Origin of the sequence: Streptomyces sp. cg40, assembly GCF_050320165.1 — a bacterium.
Lineage (GTDB): Bacteria > Actinomycetota > Actinomycetes > Streptomycetales > Streptomycetaceae > Streptomyces > Streptomyces hokutonensis.
The window spans coordinates 7,895,889-7,913,293 of the sequence record NZ_CP190128.1; the positions used below are offsets into that span (position 1 = coordinate 7,895,889).

The window sequence follows — 17,405 nt, forward strand, 5'->3', positions numbered from 1 at the left end:
GCGCGCGTGCCCGCGTTCGGTCAGTCCCGCCCGCGGTCGCGTTCGCAGACGTAGATGGCCGTTCCCGGGATCAGGTTGCCGCGCAGAGGCGACCAGCCGCCCCACTCGGCGGTGTTCCAGGACGGCCACTCCGGCTCGACCAGGCCCACCAGGCGCAGGCCCGACGCGACGATGTCGCGGATGCGGTCGCCGAGGGTGCGGTGGTGCTCGACGTAGACCGCGCGGCCCTCGTCGTCCTGCTCGACGTACGGAGTGCGGTCGAAGTAGGAGGCCGAGACCGTGAGTCCCTCGGGGCCCGGCTCGTCGGGGAACGCCCAGCGGATCGGGTGCGTGGCCGAGAAGACGAACCGGCCGCCGGGCCGCAGCACCCGGTGCACCTCGCGCAGCACCAGGGCGGGGTCCGCGACGAACGGCAGCGCCCCGTACGCCGAGCACGCCAGGTCGAACGATGCGTCCGCGAACGGCAGCGCGCCAGCGTCGGCACACACCAGAGGGAACGATCCGCCGATCCGCAGCGCGTGCTGGAGCTGGCGGTGCGAGAGGTCCAGGGCGACCGGACGGGCGCCCTGGGCGGCCAGCCAGCGCGAGCACTGGGCCGCGCCGGCGCCGATCTCCAGGACGTCCTTGCCCTTCAGCTCCTCCGGCGGGCCGAGCAGTTCGGCCTCGACCTCGTCGAGGCCCTCGGGGCCCCACACGAAGCGGTCGTCGCCGAGGAACGTGCCGTGCTCGACCTGGTAGTCGTCCGCGTTCCGGTCCCACCAGCCGCGGTTGGCGCGGGAACTCTCGGTGACGTCGGCGTCACGTCGGGTGGCTTCCGGTTCGAACGTATCGGGCTCTTGGATGATCGGCTCCCTCGTCGTACTCTTCCGTCACCTCTACGGTGCGGCTGCCCCGGCGGCGTCACTGAAGGGGTGTGTCAGGCCTGCGTGGCCTCGCGGGACACGTTTTGTGCCGGGTATGCGGCGATCCGCCCCGGGTGTGCGCCTTCGCGCATTGACCCTGCCTGGCTGCCCCCGTATGCTACAAGTTGCGCTGCGGGCCTGCGCACCTCAGACGTAGCAGGTTGCGCTCGCATCTGTATGTATGTCCCCTCGGTTTTCGAGGCGCCACCGGACACCTGGTGTTCCGGATCGGCGCTTCCTTGGCTGTCCGGCCTTCTGCAGAGCGAAGCGAAAAAGGCTCTCGGCGTGAGCAGTACCTACGACTTCAATGTCCGTACCGGAGCCCTTTCCCACATGACGAGCAGCACCGAGACCACCGCCACCACCCCGCAGGTAGCGGTCAACGACATCGGTAACGAGGAAGCCTTCCTCGCCGCGATCGACGAGACGATCAAGTACTTCAACGACGGCGACATCGTCGACGGCGTCATCGTGAAGGTCGACCGGGACGAGGTCCTGCTCGACATCGGTTACAAGACCGAAGGTGTCATCCCGAGCCGCGAGCTCTCGATCAAGCACGACGTCGACCCGAACGAGGTCGTCAAGGTCGGCGACGAGATCGAAGCCCTTGTTCTCCAGAAGGAGGACAAGGAAGGCCGCCTGATCCTCTCGAAGAAGCGCGCCCAGTACGAGCGCGCCTGGGGCACCATCGAGAAGATCAAGGAAGAGGACGGCATCGTCACCGGTACCGTCATCGAGGTCGTCAAGGGTGGTCTCATCCTCGACATCGGCCTCCGTGGCTTCCTGCCGGCTTCTCTCGTCGAGATGCGCCGTGTCCGCGACCTCCAGCCCTACGTGGGCAAGGAGCTCGAGGCCAAGATCATCGAGCTGGACAAGAACCGCAACAACGTGGTCCTGTCCCGCCGTGCCTGGCTGGAGCAGACCCAGTCCGAGGTCCGCCAGACCTTCCTCACGACCCTCCAGAAGGGTCAGGTCCGCTCCGGCGTGGTCTCCTCGATCGTCAACTTCGGTGCCTTCGTGGACCTGGGTGGCGTCGACGGTCTGGTCCACGTCTCCGAGCTGTCCTGGAAGCACATCGACCACCCCTCCGAGGTTGTCGAGGTCGGCCAGGAAGTCACCGTCGAGGTCCTCGACGTCGACATGGACCGCGAGCGCGTCTCCCTGTCGCTGAAGGCGACCCAGGAAGACCCGTGGCAGCAGTTCGCCCGCACCCACCAGATCGGTCAGGTCGTGCCCGGCAAGGTCACGAAGCTGGTTCCGTTCGGTGCGTTCGTCCGCGTGGACGAGGGCATCGAGGGTCTGGTGCACATCTCCGAGCTGGCCGAGCGCCACGTGGAGATCCCGGAGCAGGTCGTCCAGGTCAACGACGAGATCTTCGTCAAGGTCATCGACATCGACCTCGAGCGTCGCCGGATCTCGCTGTCCCTGAAGCAGGCCAACGAGTCCTTCGGTGCCGACCCGGCCTCGGTCGAGTTCGACCCGACGCTCTACGGCATGGCCGCGTCGTACGACGACCAGGGCAACTACATCTACCCCGAGGGCTTCGACCCCGAGACCAACGACTGGCTCGAGGGCTACGAGACCCAGCGGGAGGCGTGGGAGCACCAGTACGCCGAGGCGCAGCAGCGCTTCGAGCAGCACCAGGCGCAGGTCATCAAGTCCCGCGAGGCCGACGCCCAGGCGGCGGCCGAGGGCGTCGACACCCCGGGTGCGGCTCCGGCCGCCGCCGGTGGTGGCGGTTCGTACTCCTCCGAGGGTGCGGACACGTCCGGCGCGCTGGCGTCCGACGAGGCGCTCGCCGCGCTGCGTGAGAAGCTGGCCGGCGGCCAGAGCTGATCACCTGAGCAGTAGCTCTTGAACTGAGGGGCCGTACCTTTCGAGGTGCGGTCCCTCGGTCGTTTCCCCGGCCTTGCAGAAACTTGTGGGATACATCAGTAACTGCCGTGCCGTAACCGGCTGTTGGCACGCTTCCCCGGTCATTCATGATCGGAGAGGGGAGCCGGACCATGGCAAGCAACCAGAGCCGACGTGCTTTTCTGCGGAACGTGGGCCTCACCGGTGGCGCGGGCACGATGTTCGCCACCATGGGGGCCCTCGGGCTCGCCCCCACCGCGCAGGCCGCCCAGCGGGAGCAGCCCTTCCGCGCCCTGAACGCCGGCGACTTCACGCTCACCGGACGCGGCGCGGCCAAGGTCGTCATCGTCGGCGGCGGCATCGCCGGACTGGCCACGGCGTACGAACTGGGCAAGGCCGGCTACGACTGTACGATCCTGGAGGCCAGGGACCGTACCGGCGGCCGCAACTTCACCGTCCGCGGCGGCGACACGACGACCGACCTCTACGGCAACCGGCAGACCGCCCGCTTCGCCGACGGGCACTACATGAACTGCGGTCCCGCGCGGATCCCGCAGTGGATGATCACTCTTGACTACTGCCGTGAACTCGGCGTCCCCATCCAGGTGTTCACCAACGTCAACGCGGACGCGTACATCTACAACGAGTCCGCCGGGATGACCAGGCCGGAGCGCTATCGCACCGCCAAGGCCGATGTCTACGGCTATGTCTCGGAGTTGCTCGCCAAGGCCACCGACAAGGGCGCCCTGGACAAGGAGTTGACCGCCACCGACCAGGAGCGGCTGGTGGAGTTCCTGAAGGACTGGGGCGAGCTGGGCGACACACTGAAGTACGCGGGCGGTGAGCGGCGCGGCTACACGACCGTACCGGCAGCCGCGGGCACTCCGGGTGTGCTGCTGGGCGACGTGCCCAGCGCCTCCGAGGTCCTCGCCAGCGGTGTCGGCCGCTACTTCTCCTTCGAATTCGGCTTCGACCAGGCCATGTTGATGTTCCAGCCGGTCGGCGGCATGGACCAGATACCGAAGGCGCTGACCCGCGCGATCGGCGCCCATCGCATCCGTACCGGAGCGGTCGTCTCGAAAATCACCGACAAGGGGAGCGGTGTTTCGGTCACCTACACCCAGGGAGGCCGCACCAAGGTCGTCGAGGCCGACTACTGTGTCGGCGCCCTGCCGCCCAACATCCTCGCCAAGATCCCGCACAACCTCGGCACCGGCGTCCAGACCGCACTGGAGGCGATCACCCCGTCGTCCGCCGCGAAGATCGGCCTGGAGTACAAGTCCCGTTGGTGGGAGCTCGACCACCGGATCTACGGCGGCATCACCGAGACCGACCAGGACGTCACCCACATCTGGCACCCTTCGTACGGCTTCCACGGTGAGCGGGGCGTCCTCATCGGGTACTACAACTACGACGACGACGCGGACTCGTACGCGAAGCTCACCCCGAAGGGGCGTGAGGAGCGGGCAGTGGCCGCGGGCGTGAAGATCTACGGGGAGAAGTACCGCAGCGAACTGGCATCGTCCTTCTCCCACCACTGGCGTCAGACGCCCCACCTGGAGGCCGCGTGGCACGACACCCCCGGCGGCCCCGACGACGTCCGCTACAAGCCGCTCAACGAACCCACGGGACGCGTCTACTTCGCCGGCGACTGGCTCAGCTACACCGACGCCTGGCAGCACGGCGCGTTCTCCTCCGCCCGCAAGGCCGTGACCGCGCTCCACGCGCGCGTGCTGTCCTCGTGACGTGGACGCCCTCCTGGTGACACAGGGGAGCGGCGCATGAAAAGCCCGTAAGAGGTGCCTGATCAGGGGCATGGGCGGGAATGCCCATGCCCTGTAGGGCGTTGTGCAGTACGAACACGAGGAGGAGCGGTCACAGTGCTTGATCCGCAGGGTTTGTACGCATGGGAGCCGAAGGGCCTGGCCGTCGTCGACATGGCGCTCGCACAGGAGTCGGCCGGTCTTGTCATGCTCTACCACTTCGACGGATACATCGACGCGGGCGAGACGGGCGACCAGATCGTCGAACGCCTGCTCGACACGCTGCCCCACCAGGTCGTGGCCAGATTCGACCACGACCGGCTCGTGGACTACCGCGCCCGCCGTCCGCTGCTCACCTTCAAGCGCGACCGGTGGACCGACTACGAGGAGCCCACCCTCGACGTGCGGCTGGTCCAGGACGCCACCGGAGCGCCCTTCCTGCTGCTCTCCGGCCCCGAGCCGGACGTGGAGTGGGAGCGCTTCGCCCTGGCCGTCCAGCAGATCGTGGAGCGCCTCGGCGTCCGCCTGTCGGTGAACTTCCACGGCATCCCCATGGGCGTCCCGCACACCCGCCCGGTGGGCCTGACCCCGCACGGCAACCGCACCGACCTCGTCCCGGGCCACCGCAGCCCCTTCGACGAGGCACAGGTCCCCGGCAGCGCCGAGGCGCTCGTCGAGTACCGCCTCATGGAGGCCGGCCACGACGTCCTGGGCGTCGCCGCGCACGTCCCGCACTACATCGCCCGCTCCCCGTACCCGGACGCGGCCCTGACCGTCCTGGAGGGCATCACAGCGGGCACCGGACTGGTCCTCCCGGCCATCGCGCACTCCCTGCGCACCGAGGCCCACCGCACCCAGACCGAGATCGACCGCCAGATCCAGGAGGGCGACGAGGAACTCGTGGCGCTCGTCCAGGGACTTGAGCACCAGTACGACGCCGCCGCGGGCGCCGAGAGCCGCGGCAACATGCTCGCCGAGCCGGTCGAGATCCCGTCGGCGGACGAGATCGGGCAGGAGTTCGAGCGCTTCCTGGCGGAGCGCGAGGGCGACGGCTGACAGGCAGTCAGCGGTCGCCGGTCGCTGGGTGGTCTGTCAGTGACAGGCCGTAGGCTTCTGTCCATGCTGAAGGTCGGCCTCACCGGGGGCATCGGTGCCGGTAAGAGTGAAGTGTCGCGGCTGTTGGTCGGGTACGGCGCCGTCCTGATCGACGCCGACCGCATCGCGCGCGAGGTCGTCGCGCCCGGAACTCCCGGGCTCGCGGCCGTCGTCGAGGCCTTCGGCGAGGACGTGCTCGGCGCGGACGGCGGCCTGGACCGGCCGAAGCTGGGCTCCATCGTCTTCGCCGACCCCGAGAAGCTGGCCGTCCTCAACTCGATCGTCCACCCCCTGGTCGGCAGACGCTCCCGCGAACTCGAGACCGCCGCGGCCGACGACGCCGTGGTCATCCACGACGTACCCCTCCTCGCCGAGAACGCCCTCGCCGCGCTGTACGACCTCGTGATCGTCGTCGACGCGAGTCCCGAGACCCAGCTCGACCGGCTGGTGCGGCTGCGCGGCATGACCGAGGAGGACGCACGCGCGCGTATGGCCGCCCAGGCGACGCGCGAGAAGCGGCTCGCCATCGCGGACGTCGTCATCGACAACGACGTACCCCTGGAGGCGCTGGAGCGGCGCGTACGGGACGTATGGGCCGAACTCGTGCGCAGGGCACACGCGCCCCAGGAGCCACCCCAGGAATAGCGGGCCTTGCATCGGGCGTTGAAACGTCCGAGCGAGGGAAGGAATTCGCCGTGCCCGAGAACAGCGGAACGACCGGACGTACTCCGGAGACGCATGTCATCGACTTCCGCGCCGCCGAGCAGCTGCTCGCCGCGCGGGACCCGCGGGGCGCGGTGAAGCTGCTCGACAACGTCATCGACGCGCACCCCGAGAACACCGCCGCCCGCCTGCTGCGCGCGCGTGCCTTCTTCGCCGCCGCGCAACTGCGCCCCGCCGAGCTGGAGTTCACCATCGTCCTGGAGCGCGAGCCGGACAACGCGTTCGCCCACTTCGCGCTCGCCCGGACGTACGAGCGGCAGGGGCGCGCCGACCAGGCCAAACGCCACTTCCGGCTGGCCGCCGCGCTCGATCCCCAGCCGCAGTACCTGAAGGCCGCCCGCTTCGACGGGTAGGCTCCCGCGCGCGAGCCGGTCAGGGGTGGCGGTGCTCCGGTGGCCGGTACGGCGGGATGTCGGGGCCCGGCTGGTAGTGCGGGCCCTGGCGCATATGTCTGAGGATCATGGTCATGTCGACCGTGACGACCAGCCACAGCACCCCGCAGGCAGCCGCCCAGCCGGGGCGCCCGGCGAGCGCGAACGCCGCCGTGCCGAAGATCGTCCAGACCAGCCCCCACACGCTCAGCCAGAACCGCGCCCGCAGGGGACTGCGCGCGGTCGTCGGCTCACTGCCCGTACGCATCAGGATCACTACTCCTCCTTGAAACGTACTCTTCGGGTCGGACGTTCTCCACAGGTAGGAGACCCGACAGGGAGGGGAAACGCACTGTGCTGCCGGACGCCGAGGAACTGCCCGAGATCCTGTTCGACCTCGCCGTACCCCACCAGGACATCAACGAACTGGTCCGACTGCGCCGGGTGCTGGCACGCGACCCCGACGCGATGCGGCTCCTGGAGGAGTGCGTCGAGGCATTGGTGAAGGACATCGGGGAGCACGGCCACTGGACCCGGCTCACCGAGCTGCTCCTGGCCCGGCTGCCCGAGGCCCCGCCGGAGATCGGCACCTACTTCTCCGTGTACGTGTTCGCCGCCGCGCTGCCCGCCACGCGCGCGTACCACCGCGAACGCGGCATCCCCGCCGACATCTCCCGGCACACCCTCGCCGACCTGGGCCGCAACATCGCGGTCAACCACAAGCGGTACGGCGCGGGAGGCGTACCGGTCCCGCAGTGGCTCGTCCCGCACTTCCGCGGCGAGCTGTACCAACTGGGGCGACTGCAGTACGAACGGGCGCGGCTCGGGGAGCGCACCGCGCGGGGGCTCGCGGCGGCCGGACTGGACGCCGAGCCGGGGACCCCCTGCCTGAACCTGCACATCCCCGACTTCCAGGGACCGCTCTCGCCGGCCGCCTGCGACCGCTCGCTGGAGCTGGCCCGCCCGTTCTTCGCCCGGCACTTCCCCGAGGAACGCCACACGGTCGCGGTCTGCCACTCCTGGCTCCTGGACCGGCAGTTGAAGCAACACCTCCCGGCCGACTCGAACATCGTCCACTTCCAGGAACGGTTCCAGGTGGCCTACGACGACACGGAGCCGTCCGACGGCGATCCGGTCCAGTTCGTCTTCGGCAACTCCGAACTGCCGGTGGCGACCCTGCCCCGGCGTACGTCCGTGGAGCGGGTCGTCGGGGATCATCTGCGGGCGGGCGGGCACTGGTACCTCGGGCACGGGTGGTTCCCGCTCTGAGCCAGGGCCCGCCGTCCGGGTCCGGCAGCTGCCGCTCCGATTCCGGCGGGGGCCGCTCCTGCTTCGGCAGGTTTCGCTCCAACGGTTGCCTCTCCAAAGGGAATTGACTCGTACGGGTGAACCAGTGCGAGTCGGGAACGGGCGTGCGGTCGCGGGCCGTTGGACGGGCATGCGAAGCGAAATGCGTGAGGGGTACGAGGGGACAGGACCCGGGGCGATCACTCCGGACGGCTGCGCGGTGGAGATGTACTCACGGCTGCCCGTGGGAGCGGAGCCGGACATCATCGCGGCGGCCGTGCCGGCGGGCGCGCGCATCCTGGAGCTGGGCAGCGGGGTGGGACGGGTGACCCATCCCCTCCTGGAGCGCGGGTTCACGGTCACGGCGGTCGACGAGTCCGCCGAGATGCTGGAGCGGGTCCGCGGCGCACGCACGATATGCGCTCCGATCGAGAACCTCGACCTGGGCGAGACCTTCGACGTCGTGATGCTGGCGTCGTTCCTGGTGCACGCCTGGGACGAGGAAATGCGGCGCGGACTGCTGCGGACCTGTGTACGGCATGTCGCGGCGGGCGGCTGTGTGCTGATCCAGCGGGAGGGCGAGGACTACCACTCGAACGTGCCGCGCGAGCGCGTCGACCCCAGCGGCTTCACCGTGCGGATCGTGTCGGCGGAGCCGGTCGGGGACGGGGTCAACTCCGTGCGCGCCGAGTATGTGTTCCCGGACGTGGTCTGGACCCAGACCTTCCAGACCCGGCCGCTGACGAAGGACCAGTTCGAGGAGGCGCTCGCGGAGGCGGGGTTGAAGGTGGACAGCTATCTGACACCGGACCGGGTGTGGGTGCGGGCGGTGCCCATGGACTGACAGCCGGCAGCCGCGCCGGAGCTCACCGCTGCGTGCCCCGGCGGGTGTTGTGGCGGGCGGTGCCGTGCGCTCCGCGGTGCGGGTCGGACGCATCACCGGGGGAGGTGGGCAGATCGCGCAGGCGTTCCAGCTCGCGGCGGTCGCGCTTGGTGGGGCGGCCGGTGCCGCGGTCGCGGATACCGGCCGGGGCCACGGTCTCGCGGGGCGGGGGCGGCGGGGAGTTGTCCACATAGCACTCGGCGGCGACGGGAGCGCCGACCCGCTTACGGATGACGCGCTTCACGACGACGATCCGTTCCCGGCCCTCATGGCGCAGTCGTACCTCGTCGCCGACGCGGACGGAGTGGGCGGGCTTCACCCGCTCGCCGTTGACGCGGACGTGGCCGCCCTTGCAGGCGGCGGCGCCCATGGAGCGGGTCTTGACCAGTCGGACGGACCAGATCCAGCTGTCGACGCGGACGCTCTCGCCGTTCGAGGGACCGGCGGCGACGGCGGCCACGGCATGACCGGCGGCCACGGCATCGTCCTGCGGTTCGGGCGCGGGGCGATGGTCGTCGGTCTCGTCGCTCACGTCGTCGCTCTCGTGCACGCCCTCGGAAGCCATGCGCCGATTTTAGTCCCCGGGGGACAGCGGGCAGTGGCGGTTGCCGACGCTGCTGGTCAGGGTGACCGGCTGATCCGAGGCTGCCCGGTGCTGGGCCCGGTGCTCGGCCCGGTGCGTGGCCCGGCCCGCACCGGAGCCCGTGCGGTGATCGCCGGTGTCCGTACGGTGCGTACGGTGAGGGGATGAACCTGTCCGACCTCGATCGCGGGATCACCGGCTGCCGGGCCTGCCCCCGGCTGGTCGCCTGGCGCGAGGAGGTCGCCCGCACCAAACGCGCGGCCTTCGCCGACTGGACGTACTGGGGCCGCCCGGTGCCCGGTTTCGGTCCCGCCGACGCGCCTCTGCTGATCATCGGTCTCGCCCCGGCCGCGCACGGTGCGAACCGGACCGGCCGCATGTTCACGGGTGATCGCTCCGGGGACGTGCTGTACGAGGCCCTGTACGACGTGGGTCTCGCCTCGCAGCCGACGGCCGTGAGTGCCGACGACGGCCTGGAGCTGTACGGCGTGCGCATCACCTCGCCGGTGCGCTGCGCGCCGCCCGCCAACAAGCCCACCCCCGAGGAGCGGGACACCTGCCGCTCCTGGCTCGTCGACGAACTGACGCTGCTGCGGCCGACGTTGAAGGCTGCGATCGTGCTCGGCGGCTTCGGCTGGCAGGCCGCGTTGCCGGCGTTCGCGGCGGCGGGGTGGGCCGTGCCGAGGCCGCGGCCGGTGTTCGGGCACGGGGTGCGGGTGCCGCTCGACGGCCTCGACCTCTTCGGCTGCTTCCATGTCAGCCAGCGCAACACCTTCACCGGGAAGCTCACCCCCGCGATGCTGCGGGACGTGCTGCGCACGGCGGCCGGGGCGGCGGGGCTGCCGGTCGCCCGATAAGCGGTGGCAGGCGGGTCGCGGCGGGCGTTACGGTCGCCGGATGGGCCTGTATCCGGAGATCGAACCGTACGACCACGGCATGCTCGACGTCGGGGACGGCAACCTCGTCTACTGGGAGACCTGCGGAAACCCGCACGGCAAGCCCGCGGTCGTGCTGCACGGCGGCCCGGGATCGGGCTGCTCGCCCTATCCCCGGCGCTTCTTCGACCCCGACGCCTACCGGATCGTGCTGCTCGACCAGCGCGGGTGCGGACGCTCCACCCCGCACGCGAGCGCCTACGACACCGACATGAGCGTGAACACGACGGCTCACCTGATCGCCGATCTGGAGCTGCTGCGGCGGCACTTGGGAATCGAACGATGGCTGGTGCGGGGCGCGTCGTGGGGGTCGGTGCTCGGGCTGCGGTACGCGCAGACGCATCCCGAGGCGGTGTCGGAGCTGGTGCTGACCTGTGTCGCCACCGGATCCAATCGCGAAGTGGCCTTGCTGACCAGGGGACTTGGGAAACTCTTCCCGGAGGCGTTCGAGCGCTTCGTCGGTGAACTGCCCCCGGGGGAACGCGACGGGAACCTCGCGGCCGCCTTCAACCGGCTCATCGAGTCTCCGGACCGGGCGGTGCGGGAGCGGGCGGCACGTGCGTGGACCGACTGGGAGACGGCGATCATCCCCGCCCCGCCGCGTTCCGAAGAGCGGTACGAGGAACCGGAGTTCCGGATGTGCTTCGCCCGCACCGTCACGCAGTACTTCGGCAAGGACCACTTTCTCGGCGAGGGCAACGACGAGGGTGTCGTGCTCCGGGACGCGCACCTGCTCAAGGGCATCCCCGGCACCCTTGTTCAGGGCAGCCTCGACCTCGGCAACCTTCTCGGTATCGTCTGGCGGCTTCAACAGGCCTGGCCCGAGAGCGAGTTGGTGATCGTGGACGAGGCCGGCCACGACGTGAGCACGCCCGGTGTCGTGGAGGCGCTGGTGGCGGCGACGGACAAGTACGCCCGCCGTTAGCCCAGTTGGGGGCAGCCCGGTTGGTAGTGCAGCCCGGTTGGTCGGCTAGTCCGGTTCGTCGCCGAAGAGGTGGTGCACCGTGGAGCGGTAGTTCGCCTGGACGTGGCTGAGGGCGTGGGCGCGGGCCCGGTCCGGGTCGCCGGAGGCGATCGCCTCGTACAACTCCTCGTGCTCGGTAAGGAGTTGGGGCCACTCCTCGTTCTGCCGGGTGAGCCAGCGCAGTCTGCCGTCGACCGGCTCCATGACCGAGATCAGCAGGCTGTTGCCGGCCAGGGCCAGGATGCGGTCGTGGAAGCGGGTGTTGACGTCGGTGATGGCCTCGGCGTCGTCGGACCGGGTGGCTTCCGCCGCGCTGTCCAGCAACTCCCTTAGTTCGGCGAGTGCTTGAGGGGTGGCGCGGGACGCGGCGAGCCCGGCCGCGTACACCTCCAGCGCCTCGCGCAGCTCGAACAGCTCCTTGACGTCGGTCGGGGTCAGCCGTCGTACGACCGTGCGGCGCGCCGACTCGAACAGGACGAAGCCCTCGGCGACCAGGGCCCGGATCGCCTCCCGGACCGGCACCCGTGAGACCCCGAAGCGTTCGGCCAGCTCGCGTTCCACCAGCCGGTCCCCGGGACGGAGGCGACCGGCGATGATGTCCTGCCGCAGGGTCGCCAGGACGCGTTCGCGCACCGCCCCGAGGGGTTCGATCTTCGCTGTCATGGAGCTCATGGGGCCATCTTCGCCGACTCCGGGGGTCTTTTACGGAGCGTTAACAGTGGGGACATCGGTCGGAACGGTTGACGGGAGGACTATGACGGCAGTTTGGTATACCAAACGACAACGGCAAGCAGTCCTCCTCCCGCTCTTCCGTCCCCTTGCCCTGGAGGCCCCGTGTCCCTCGCCGATCGTGCCGAAGCCACCGGCACACCAGCGTTCGTCCCCGACCCCCGGCTCACCAACGAAGACCTCGCCCCCGCCGACAAGCGCAACTGGAAGGTCTTCGACCTCTTCGCCATGTGGATGTCGGACGTCCACAACCTCGGCAACTACACGTTCGCCGCGGGCCTGCTGGTCCTCGGCATGAACGTCTGGCAGGTCTTCACCTCCCTCCTCGTCGGCTTCGTGCTCATCTACGTCGGCATGAACTGGATGGGGAGGATCGGCCAGGCGCACGGCGTCCCGTTCCCGGTCGTCAGCCGCATCAGCTTCGGCGTGTGGGGCGCCAACATCCCGGCCCTGATCCGGGCCGTGATCGCCATCATGTGGTACGGCATCCAGACCTACCTGGCCTCCGTCGCCGTCAACGTGATGCTGCTGGCCGCCTGGCCGGGCCTCGACTCCTGGACTCACCACTCCTTCCTGGGACTTGACGCCCTCGGCTGGGTCTCCTTCGTGTCCCTGTGGCTGATCCAGGCCGTGATCATCAGCCAGGGCATGGAGTCGGTACGGAAGTTCCAGGACTTCTGCGGCCCCGCGATCTGGCTGGTGATGATCGCGCTGGCCATCTGGGTTCTGGCGAAGGCCGGTTGGTCGATCTCGCTGACCTCCACCCCGCACCCGGTCTCGTTCGGCGAGCAGTGGCGCCAGTGGTTCGGCGCGATCGGCCTGATCCTCGCCACCTACGGCACTCTGATGCTCAACTTCTGCGACTTCTCCCGCTTCGCGCCCGACTACAAGACCGTGCGCCGCGGCAACTTCTGGGGCCTGCCCATCAACTCCACGGCGTTCGTGGTTGTTTCGGTGATCGTCACGGCCGGCTCCCTTGAGGTCTGGGGCCAAGCCATCACGGATCCGGCCGAGTTGGTCGCCAAGGTCGGCAACACCTGGGTGATGGTGCTGGGCGCGTTCACGTTCGCCGTCGCCACCATGGGCGTCAACATCGTCGCCAACTTCGTCTCACCGGCGTACGACCTGGCCAACGTCTGGCCGCAGAAGATCACCTTCAAGATCGGCGGCATGATCAGCACGGTCGCCGCACTGGTTGTCACTCCGTGGAACCTCTTCTCCAACCCCACGGTCGTCAACTACTTCCTCGGCGGCCTCGGCGCCTTCCTGGGCCCGCTGTTCGGCGTGATCATGGTCGACTACTACTGGGTCAAGCGCGGCCGTATCGACGTCGACGAACTCTTCGACGCGACCCCCGGCTCCCGCTACTACTACCGCAAGGGCGTCAACCCCAAGGCCCTGTGGGCGTTCCTGCCCTCGGCGGGCGTCGCGGCCGTACTCGCACTCGTGAAGACGTTCAGCGACGTCGCCCCGTACTCCTGGTTCATCGGTACGGCACTCGGCGCCGGCCTGTACCTGCTGATCTGCCGCTCCGAGCGAGCCGCCGCCGAACCCGTCCTCAAGCCGGTGGAGGTCTGAGCGGAGTGCGCATCGTCGTCACCAACTGCAACACCACGCAGGAGATGACCGAGGAGATCGTACGAGGTGCCCGGGCCGCCGCAGGCCCGGGCACCACCGTGACCGGACTGACCCCCGCGTGGGGACCGGAGTCGGCGGAGGGCTGGCTCGACAGCTACCTCTCGGCGGCGGCCGTCATGGACCTGCTGCGGACCTACGACGGCCCGTCCTACGACGCGGTCGTCATGGCCGGCTTCGGGGAGCACGGACGGGAAGGCGTCCGGGAGTTGGTGGACGTACCGGTCGTCGACATCACTGAGGCGGCGGCCCATCTGGCCTGCCTGCTGGGCCGCCGCTACGGCGTCGTCACCACGCTGGAACGCTCCTGCGGCCAGATCGAGGACAGCCTGGAGCTGGCGGGGGTGGGCCGCAACTGCGCGGCCGTGGTGGGGACCGGGCTGAGCGTCCTGGACCTCGGCGGTGACGAGGCCCGCACAGAGGCGGCGTTCCTCGCGGCGGCGGAACGGGCGCGGGCGGCCGGCGCCGAGGTGCTGGTGCTGGGCTGCGCGGGGATGACGGGCCTTCAACGGGCGGTGGGGGAGAAGCTGGGGCTGCCGGTGGTCGACGGGGTCGGCGCGGCGGTGAAGCTGGCGGAGTCGCTGGTGGGGTTGGGACTGAGGACGAGCAGAGCGGGGAGCTATGCGACCCCGGTGCCCAAGAAACGAGCCTGGGGCAGTGGCCTTTAGGGGCGCGGGGCTGTATCGATTTGCGGCTCCGCCGCGCGGGCGCGACAAGCCACGATGGCGCCGCACCCGCCAAACAACACATCGCGGCACTCTCGACAGCGCATCCATAGGGGTGATCTCGCAGCGACCTGACGGACGCCTCGGCGACTCGCGAATGCGTGCCCCGCAAACTCCCGGAAGGACAAGTCCCCACCGGCAAGAACGGAGTCCCCCTTGCCCACGCCGGTACGCCGAGCCCTCCTCACCACGCTCCTCGCAGGACTCTGCTGCGCCGGGGCGACCCGCGACGCACCGGAACCCTTCTGGACCACCCCCGACTCCCGAGCCGCACAGCAGGCAGCCGCCTGGCGCGAGGACGGCCGAACAGCCGACGCCACGCTCATGGACCGCATCGCCGCCCGACCCGAGGCGGAGTGGCTCAACGGACCCGGCCCCGGCCCGGTCGTCCGCGCCCGCACCACCGCCGCCGCTCGCGCCGGCCGCCTCGCCGTACTCGTCGCCTACTACATCCCGAACCGCGACTGCGGCCAGTACTCGCTCGGCGGCGCCCCCACCGCGGCCGCCTACCGCACCTGGATCGACGAGTTCGCGACCGCTCTCGGCGACCGGGGCGCCTACGTCGTCGTCGAACCGGACGCCGTCGCCCAGGTGGTCGCCGGCTGCACCCGGGTCGTGGCGACCGACCGCTACGCCCTGCTCTCGTACGCCGTCGACCGCCTCAAACGCCAACCGCGCACCCACGTCTACCTAGACGCCGGCAACTCCGGCTGGATCCCCGAGGCCTGGCGACTGGTCGACGCGCTGAAGGCGTCCGGCGTCGCCCGTGCCGACGGGGTCTCCCTGAACGTCTCCAACTTCCAGACGAACAAGGCGAGTTCGAGGTACGGCGACCAGCTCTCCAAGGATCTCTCCGGCACGCACTACGTCATCGACACCAGCCGTAACGGCAACGGCCCCTACTCCGGCACCGACGCATGGTGCAATCCGCCCGGCCGGGCCCTGGGCACCCCGCCGACGACCCGCACGGACAACCCCCTTCTCGACGCCTACCTGTGGATCAAACGCCCCGGCGAGTCCGACGGCACCTGCCGCGGTGGCCCGGCGGCGGGCCAGTGGTGGCCGTCGTACGCCCTGGAGCTGGCCCGCAACGCGGCCCCCTGACCTAGGACTTGGGCTCCCACACGTACCGCACATCGGGCTCGCGCTCCTCGTTGGCGCTGCCGTCCGTGAACTCGACGGCGACGAAGGCGTGCCGCTCGTAGAACCGGTGGGCGGGCTTGTTGACCTGGAAGGTCCACAGCTCCAGACCGCCCGGACTCCGCTCCTTGGCCAGCTCCACGAACCGGTCCCCGAGGCCGCGCCCGCGCCAGTCCGGATCGAGGTAGAGCTGCGACATCAGACCACCGTCGAGCACCATCAGCCCCACGACTCCGCCACCGTCCCCCGCGTCGGCCACCCACACCTCGCGCAGCGGCACGACGACGTCCCGGAAGTATCCGCGCACATCGTCGGCGGACCGCGGGCTGACAACGGTCGGCAGCGCGGCGGCGAAGGACCGCAGCCATACGTCGGCGACGGGTCGGGCGTCGGGAGCGGTCGCCCGGCGCAGGGTGACGACGGTCTCGGGGCCGGGATTCACGGCTGTGCCACCTCATCCGGTGCGGACGATGCGAACGGTTCGGCCGGTACGACGGCTGTCGCCGTGATCTCCACGAGCTGCCCGCTGTACCCGAGGCAGGCCACGCCGACGAGCGTCGACGAGTGCGGCCCCGCGCTGAGCCCGGACGCCTCGACTACCTCCCACACGGCGGACAGCACCGAGGGCTCACTGCTCACGACGTACACGTCCGTCGCCACGACATGCCCCAAGTCGCTGCCGACCGCCCGCAGTTGCTCACCCAGATTCACCAGCACCTGCTCGGCCTGGCGCACCGCGTCCCCCTCGCCGACCACCTTGCCGTCGGCGCCGAGCGGCACGGCTCCGGCGAGGAAGGCGAGCTTCGTACCGGCCTCGACGACGGTGGCGTGGGAGTACGTGGGCGGTGGGAAGAGGGCGGGGGCGGTGACGCGTTCGAGCATGGGGTCTCCCAGCGGTGGGGGTGGCGGCGGGCGTCGGATTGCGGGACGTCAGCGGATCACGTGGACGGCGGCCCCGCATCCGAATTACTCCTCGCTCGCTGCGGAGGTGGACTGAACTCCCTTTCAGACAGCTGGCGTTCGCACTCCCGTGCGAGGAGCGGGTATGTCTCGGCGATGGCCGCGTAGACCCGCCGTCGAAGCAGTTCCTCGGCAGCGGCCCGCCCGGCACCTCCGTGCAGCCCCTTCAACAATTCCTCATACCGGGCCAGTCGGTGCCGTAGGCAGTCGACCTTCCACCGGTCGAGCCCGCCGGGATCGGTACTCCCGGCCGCGCGGTGGCCACTGTCCGGCAGCGGCCCCTGCCCCGGTCGCTCGCACGCCTCCGCCCCGTCCCGCCGATCGCGGTACTCGACCGCCAGAGCCGCCAACTCCTGCGGAGCCAGGCGCGGTACGTCGATCGGCTCGGTCGCGATCCGCGTCAGCACCTCCCGCCGCCTGCGCCGAGCGACGACCCGCGCTGCGACGACCCGCGCTGCGACGCTCCGTGCTGCGGCGGACCGCCGCGCGGCAGCCGCCGTCACCGCCCGGAACTCGGCGCTCCGCTCGGCGGCCTCGACCCGATCGACGCGGTACAGCCGAATCCGCGGAGCCGCCCGGGAATACGGATTGCCCCGGAACGCATCTGGTTCACCGAGCAGTTGACGCACCATCCCGGCCGTCCATCCCCGCGCGCGCAACCCGGCGACCGAGAGATGCGTGCGGGCGGAGGGCGAGTCACTGCCGCCCTCCGATTCCCGCGCCTGTCCCGGCCCCGGCCTCCGTGCACTCTCATTCATCTCGTGCGCTGCCATCGATCCGCTCCCCCGTGGTGACTCTCAGTGACGACTCCAGTGAAGCGCACGCCACTGACAATCGCCCCGAGGCGCCCTGTTCC

The 17,405-nt window shown here is 70.0% G+C and carries 19 protein-coding genes; 12 read left to right on the forward strand and 7 right to left on the reverse strand.

Annotated elements, in window-relative coordinates; all coding sequences use genetic code 11:
- Positions 1–20 precede the first annotated feature (20 nt).
- Entirely contained in the window at positions 21–842 is an 822-nt protein-coding gene (locus ACQHII_RS35555; protein ID WP_427925483.1) for a class I SAM-dependent methyltransferase, read from the reverse strand.
- 393 nt (positions 843–1,235) lie between these two features.
- Here ACQHII_RS35555 and rpsA point away from each other — a divergent pair, with 393 nt between their 5' ends.
- The 5 genes from rpsA to ACQHII_RS35580 all read left to right on the forward strand — a co-directional run bounded on the left by rpsA (position 1,236) and on the right by ACQHII_RS35580 (position 6,690).
- Complete coding sequence (gene rpsA / locus ACQHII_RS35560) at positions 1,236–2,738, forward strand: 30S ribosomal protein S1 (RefSeq protein ID WP_019067645.1); 1,503 nt, start codon at positions 1,236–1,238, stop codon at positions 2,736–2,738.
- A gap of 236 nt (positions 2,739–2,974) precedes the next feature.
- Entirely contained in the window at positions 2,975–4,501 is a 1,527-nt protein-coding gene (locus ACQHII_RS35565) for a flavin monoamine oxidase family protein (RefSeq protein ID WP_427925484.1), read from the forward strand.
- A gap of 135 nt (positions 4,502–4,636) precedes the next feature.
- A complete protein-coding gene (locus ACQHII_RS35570; RefSeq protein WP_427923111.1) occupies positions 4,637–5,575 on the forward strand; it encodes a PAC2 family protein in 939 nt (312 codons plus the stop codon).
- Between the two features lie 63 nt (positions 5,576–5,638).
- Positions 5,639–6,259, forward strand: coding sequence for a dephospho-CoA kinase (gene coaE, locus ACQHII_RS35575; RefSeq protein ID WP_427923112.1), 621 nt, complete (start codon positions 5,639–5,641; stop codon positions 6,257–6,259).
- A gap of 50 nt (positions 6,260–6,309) precedes the next feature.
- A complete protein-coding gene (locus ACQHII_RS35580; RefSeq protein ID WP_019067641.1) occupies positions 6,310–6,690 on the forward strand; it encodes a tetratricopeptide repeat protein in 381 nt (126 codons plus the stop codon).
- 19 nt (positions 6,691–6,709) lie between these two features.
- Here ACQHII_RS35580 and ACQHII_RS35585 read toward each other — a convergent pair whose 3' ends face one another.
- Positions 6,710–6,976 carry a DUF6343 family protein gene (locus tag ACQHII_RS35585; protein ID WP_427923113.1) on the reverse strand — a complete coding sequence of 89 codons (267 nt, stop codon included), beginning with the start codon at positions 6,974–6,976 and terminating at the stop codon, positions 6,710–6,712.
- Between the two features lie 86 nt (positions 6,977–7,062).
- On the opposite strand from ACQHII_RS35585, the gene ACQHII_RS35590 reads away from it, so the two are divergent.
- The gene (locus ACQHII_RS35590; RefSeq protein ID WP_427923114.1) at positions 7,063–7,977 is read left to right on the forward strand and encodes an acyltransferase domain-containing protein; all 915 of its coding nucleotides are present in this window, start codon (positions 7,063–7,065) and stop codon (positions 7,975–7,977) included.
- Between the two features lie 181 nt (positions 7,978–8,158).
- Positions 8,159–8,839, forward strand: coding sequence for a class I SAM-dependent methyltransferase (locus ACQHII_RS35595; protein ID WP_427923115.1), 681 nt, complete (start codon positions 8,159–8,161; stop codon positions 8,837–8,839).
- A 22-nt stretch (positions 8,840–8,861) separates the two neighbouring features.
- Here ACQHII_RS35595 and ACQHII_RS35600 read toward each other — a convergent pair whose 3' ends face one another.
- A complete protein-coding gene (locus tag ACQHII_RS35600) occupies positions 8,862–9,443 on the reverse strand; it encodes an RNA-binding S4 domain-containing protein (protein ID WP_427923116.1) in 582 nt (193 codons plus the stop codon).
- Between the two features lie 182 nt (positions 9,444–9,625).
- Between ACQHII_RS35600 and ACQHII_RS35605 the strand changes: the two genes are divergently transcribed.
- The gene (locus tag ACQHII_RS35605; RefSeq protein ID WP_427923117.1) at positions 9,626–10,318 is read left to right on the forward strand and encodes a uracil-DNA glycosylase; all 693 of its coding nucleotides are present in this window, start codon (positions 9,626–9,628) and stop codon (positions 10,316–10,318) included.
- A 40-nt stretch (positions 10,319–10,358) separates the two neighbouring features.
- Positions 10,359–11,321 carry a prolyl aminopeptidase gene (gene pip / locus ACQHII_RS35610; protein ID WP_427923118.1) on the forward strand — a complete coding sequence of 321 codons (963 nt, stop codon included), beginning with the start codon at positions 10,359–10,361 and terminating at the stop codon, positions 11,319–11,321.
- A gap of 45 nt (positions 11,322–11,366) precedes the next feature.
- On the opposite strand, the gene ACQHII_RS35615 is transcribed toward pip, so the two are convergent.
- The gene (locus ACQHII_RS35615) at positions 11,367–12,032 is read right to left on the reverse strand and encodes a GntR family transcriptional regulator (protein ID WP_427923119.1); all 666 of its coding nucleotides are present in this window, start codon (positions 12,030–12,032) and stop codon (positions 11,367–11,369) included.
- A gap of 162 nt (positions 12,033–12,194) precedes the next feature.
- On the opposite strand from ACQHII_RS35615, the gene ACQHII_RS35620 reads away from it, so the two are divergent.
- The 3 genes from ACQHII_RS35620 to ACQHII_RS35630 all read left to right on the forward strand — a co-directional run bounded on the left by ACQHII_RS35620 (position 12,195) and on the right by ACQHII_RS35630 (position 15,553).
- Positions 12,195–13,667, forward strand: coding sequence for an NCS1 family nucleobase:cation symporter-1 (locus tag ACQHII_RS35620; protein ID WP_427923120.1), 1,473 nt, complete (start codon positions 12,195–12,197; stop codon positions 13,665–13,667).
- A gap of 5 nt (positions 13,668–13,672) precedes the next feature.
- Complete coding sequence (locus ACQHII_RS35625; RefSeq protein ID WP_427923121.1) at positions 13,673–14,392, forward strand: aspartate/glutamate racemase family protein; 720 nt, start codon at positions 13,673–13,675, stop codon at positions 14,390–14,392.
- Positions 14,393–14,605: 213 nt separating this feature from the next.
- Positions 14,606–15,553, forward strand: a complete 948-nt coding sequence (locus ACQHII_RS35630; protein ID WP_427923122.1) for a glycoside hydrolase family 6 protein — start codon at positions 14,606–14,608, stop codon at positions 15,551–15,553.
- 1 nt (position 15,554) lies between these two features.
- On the opposite strand, the gene ACQHII_RS35635 is transcribed toward ACQHII_RS35630, so the two are convergent.
- Genes ACQHII_RS35635 through ACQHII_RS35645 form a run of 3 tightly spaced genes read right to left on the reverse strand, consistent with a single transcriptional unit; the run spans position 15,555 to position 17,181 of the window.
- The gene (locus tag ACQHII_RS35635) at positions 15,555–16,031 is read right to left on the reverse strand and encodes a GNAT family N-acetyltransferase (protein WP_427923123.1); all 477 of its coding nucleotides are present in this window, start codon (positions 16,029–16,031) and stop codon (positions 15,555–15,557) included.
- Complete coding sequence (locus ACQHII_RS35640; RefSeq protein WP_427923124.1) at positions 16,028–16,471, reverse strand: RidA family protein; 444 nt, start codon at positions 16,469–16,471, stop codon at positions 16,028–16,030. The genes ACQHII_RS35635 and ACQHII_RS35640 overlap by 4 nt, the downstream gene beginning before the upstream one ends.
- A gap of 56 nt (positions 16,472–16,527) precedes the next feature.
- Positions 16,528–17,181, reverse strand: a complete 654-nt coding sequence (locus ACQHII_RS35645; protein WP_427923125.1) for a hypothetical protein — start codon at positions 17,179–17,181, stop codon at positions 16,528–16,530.
- Positions 17,182–17,405: the final 224 nt, after the last annotated feature.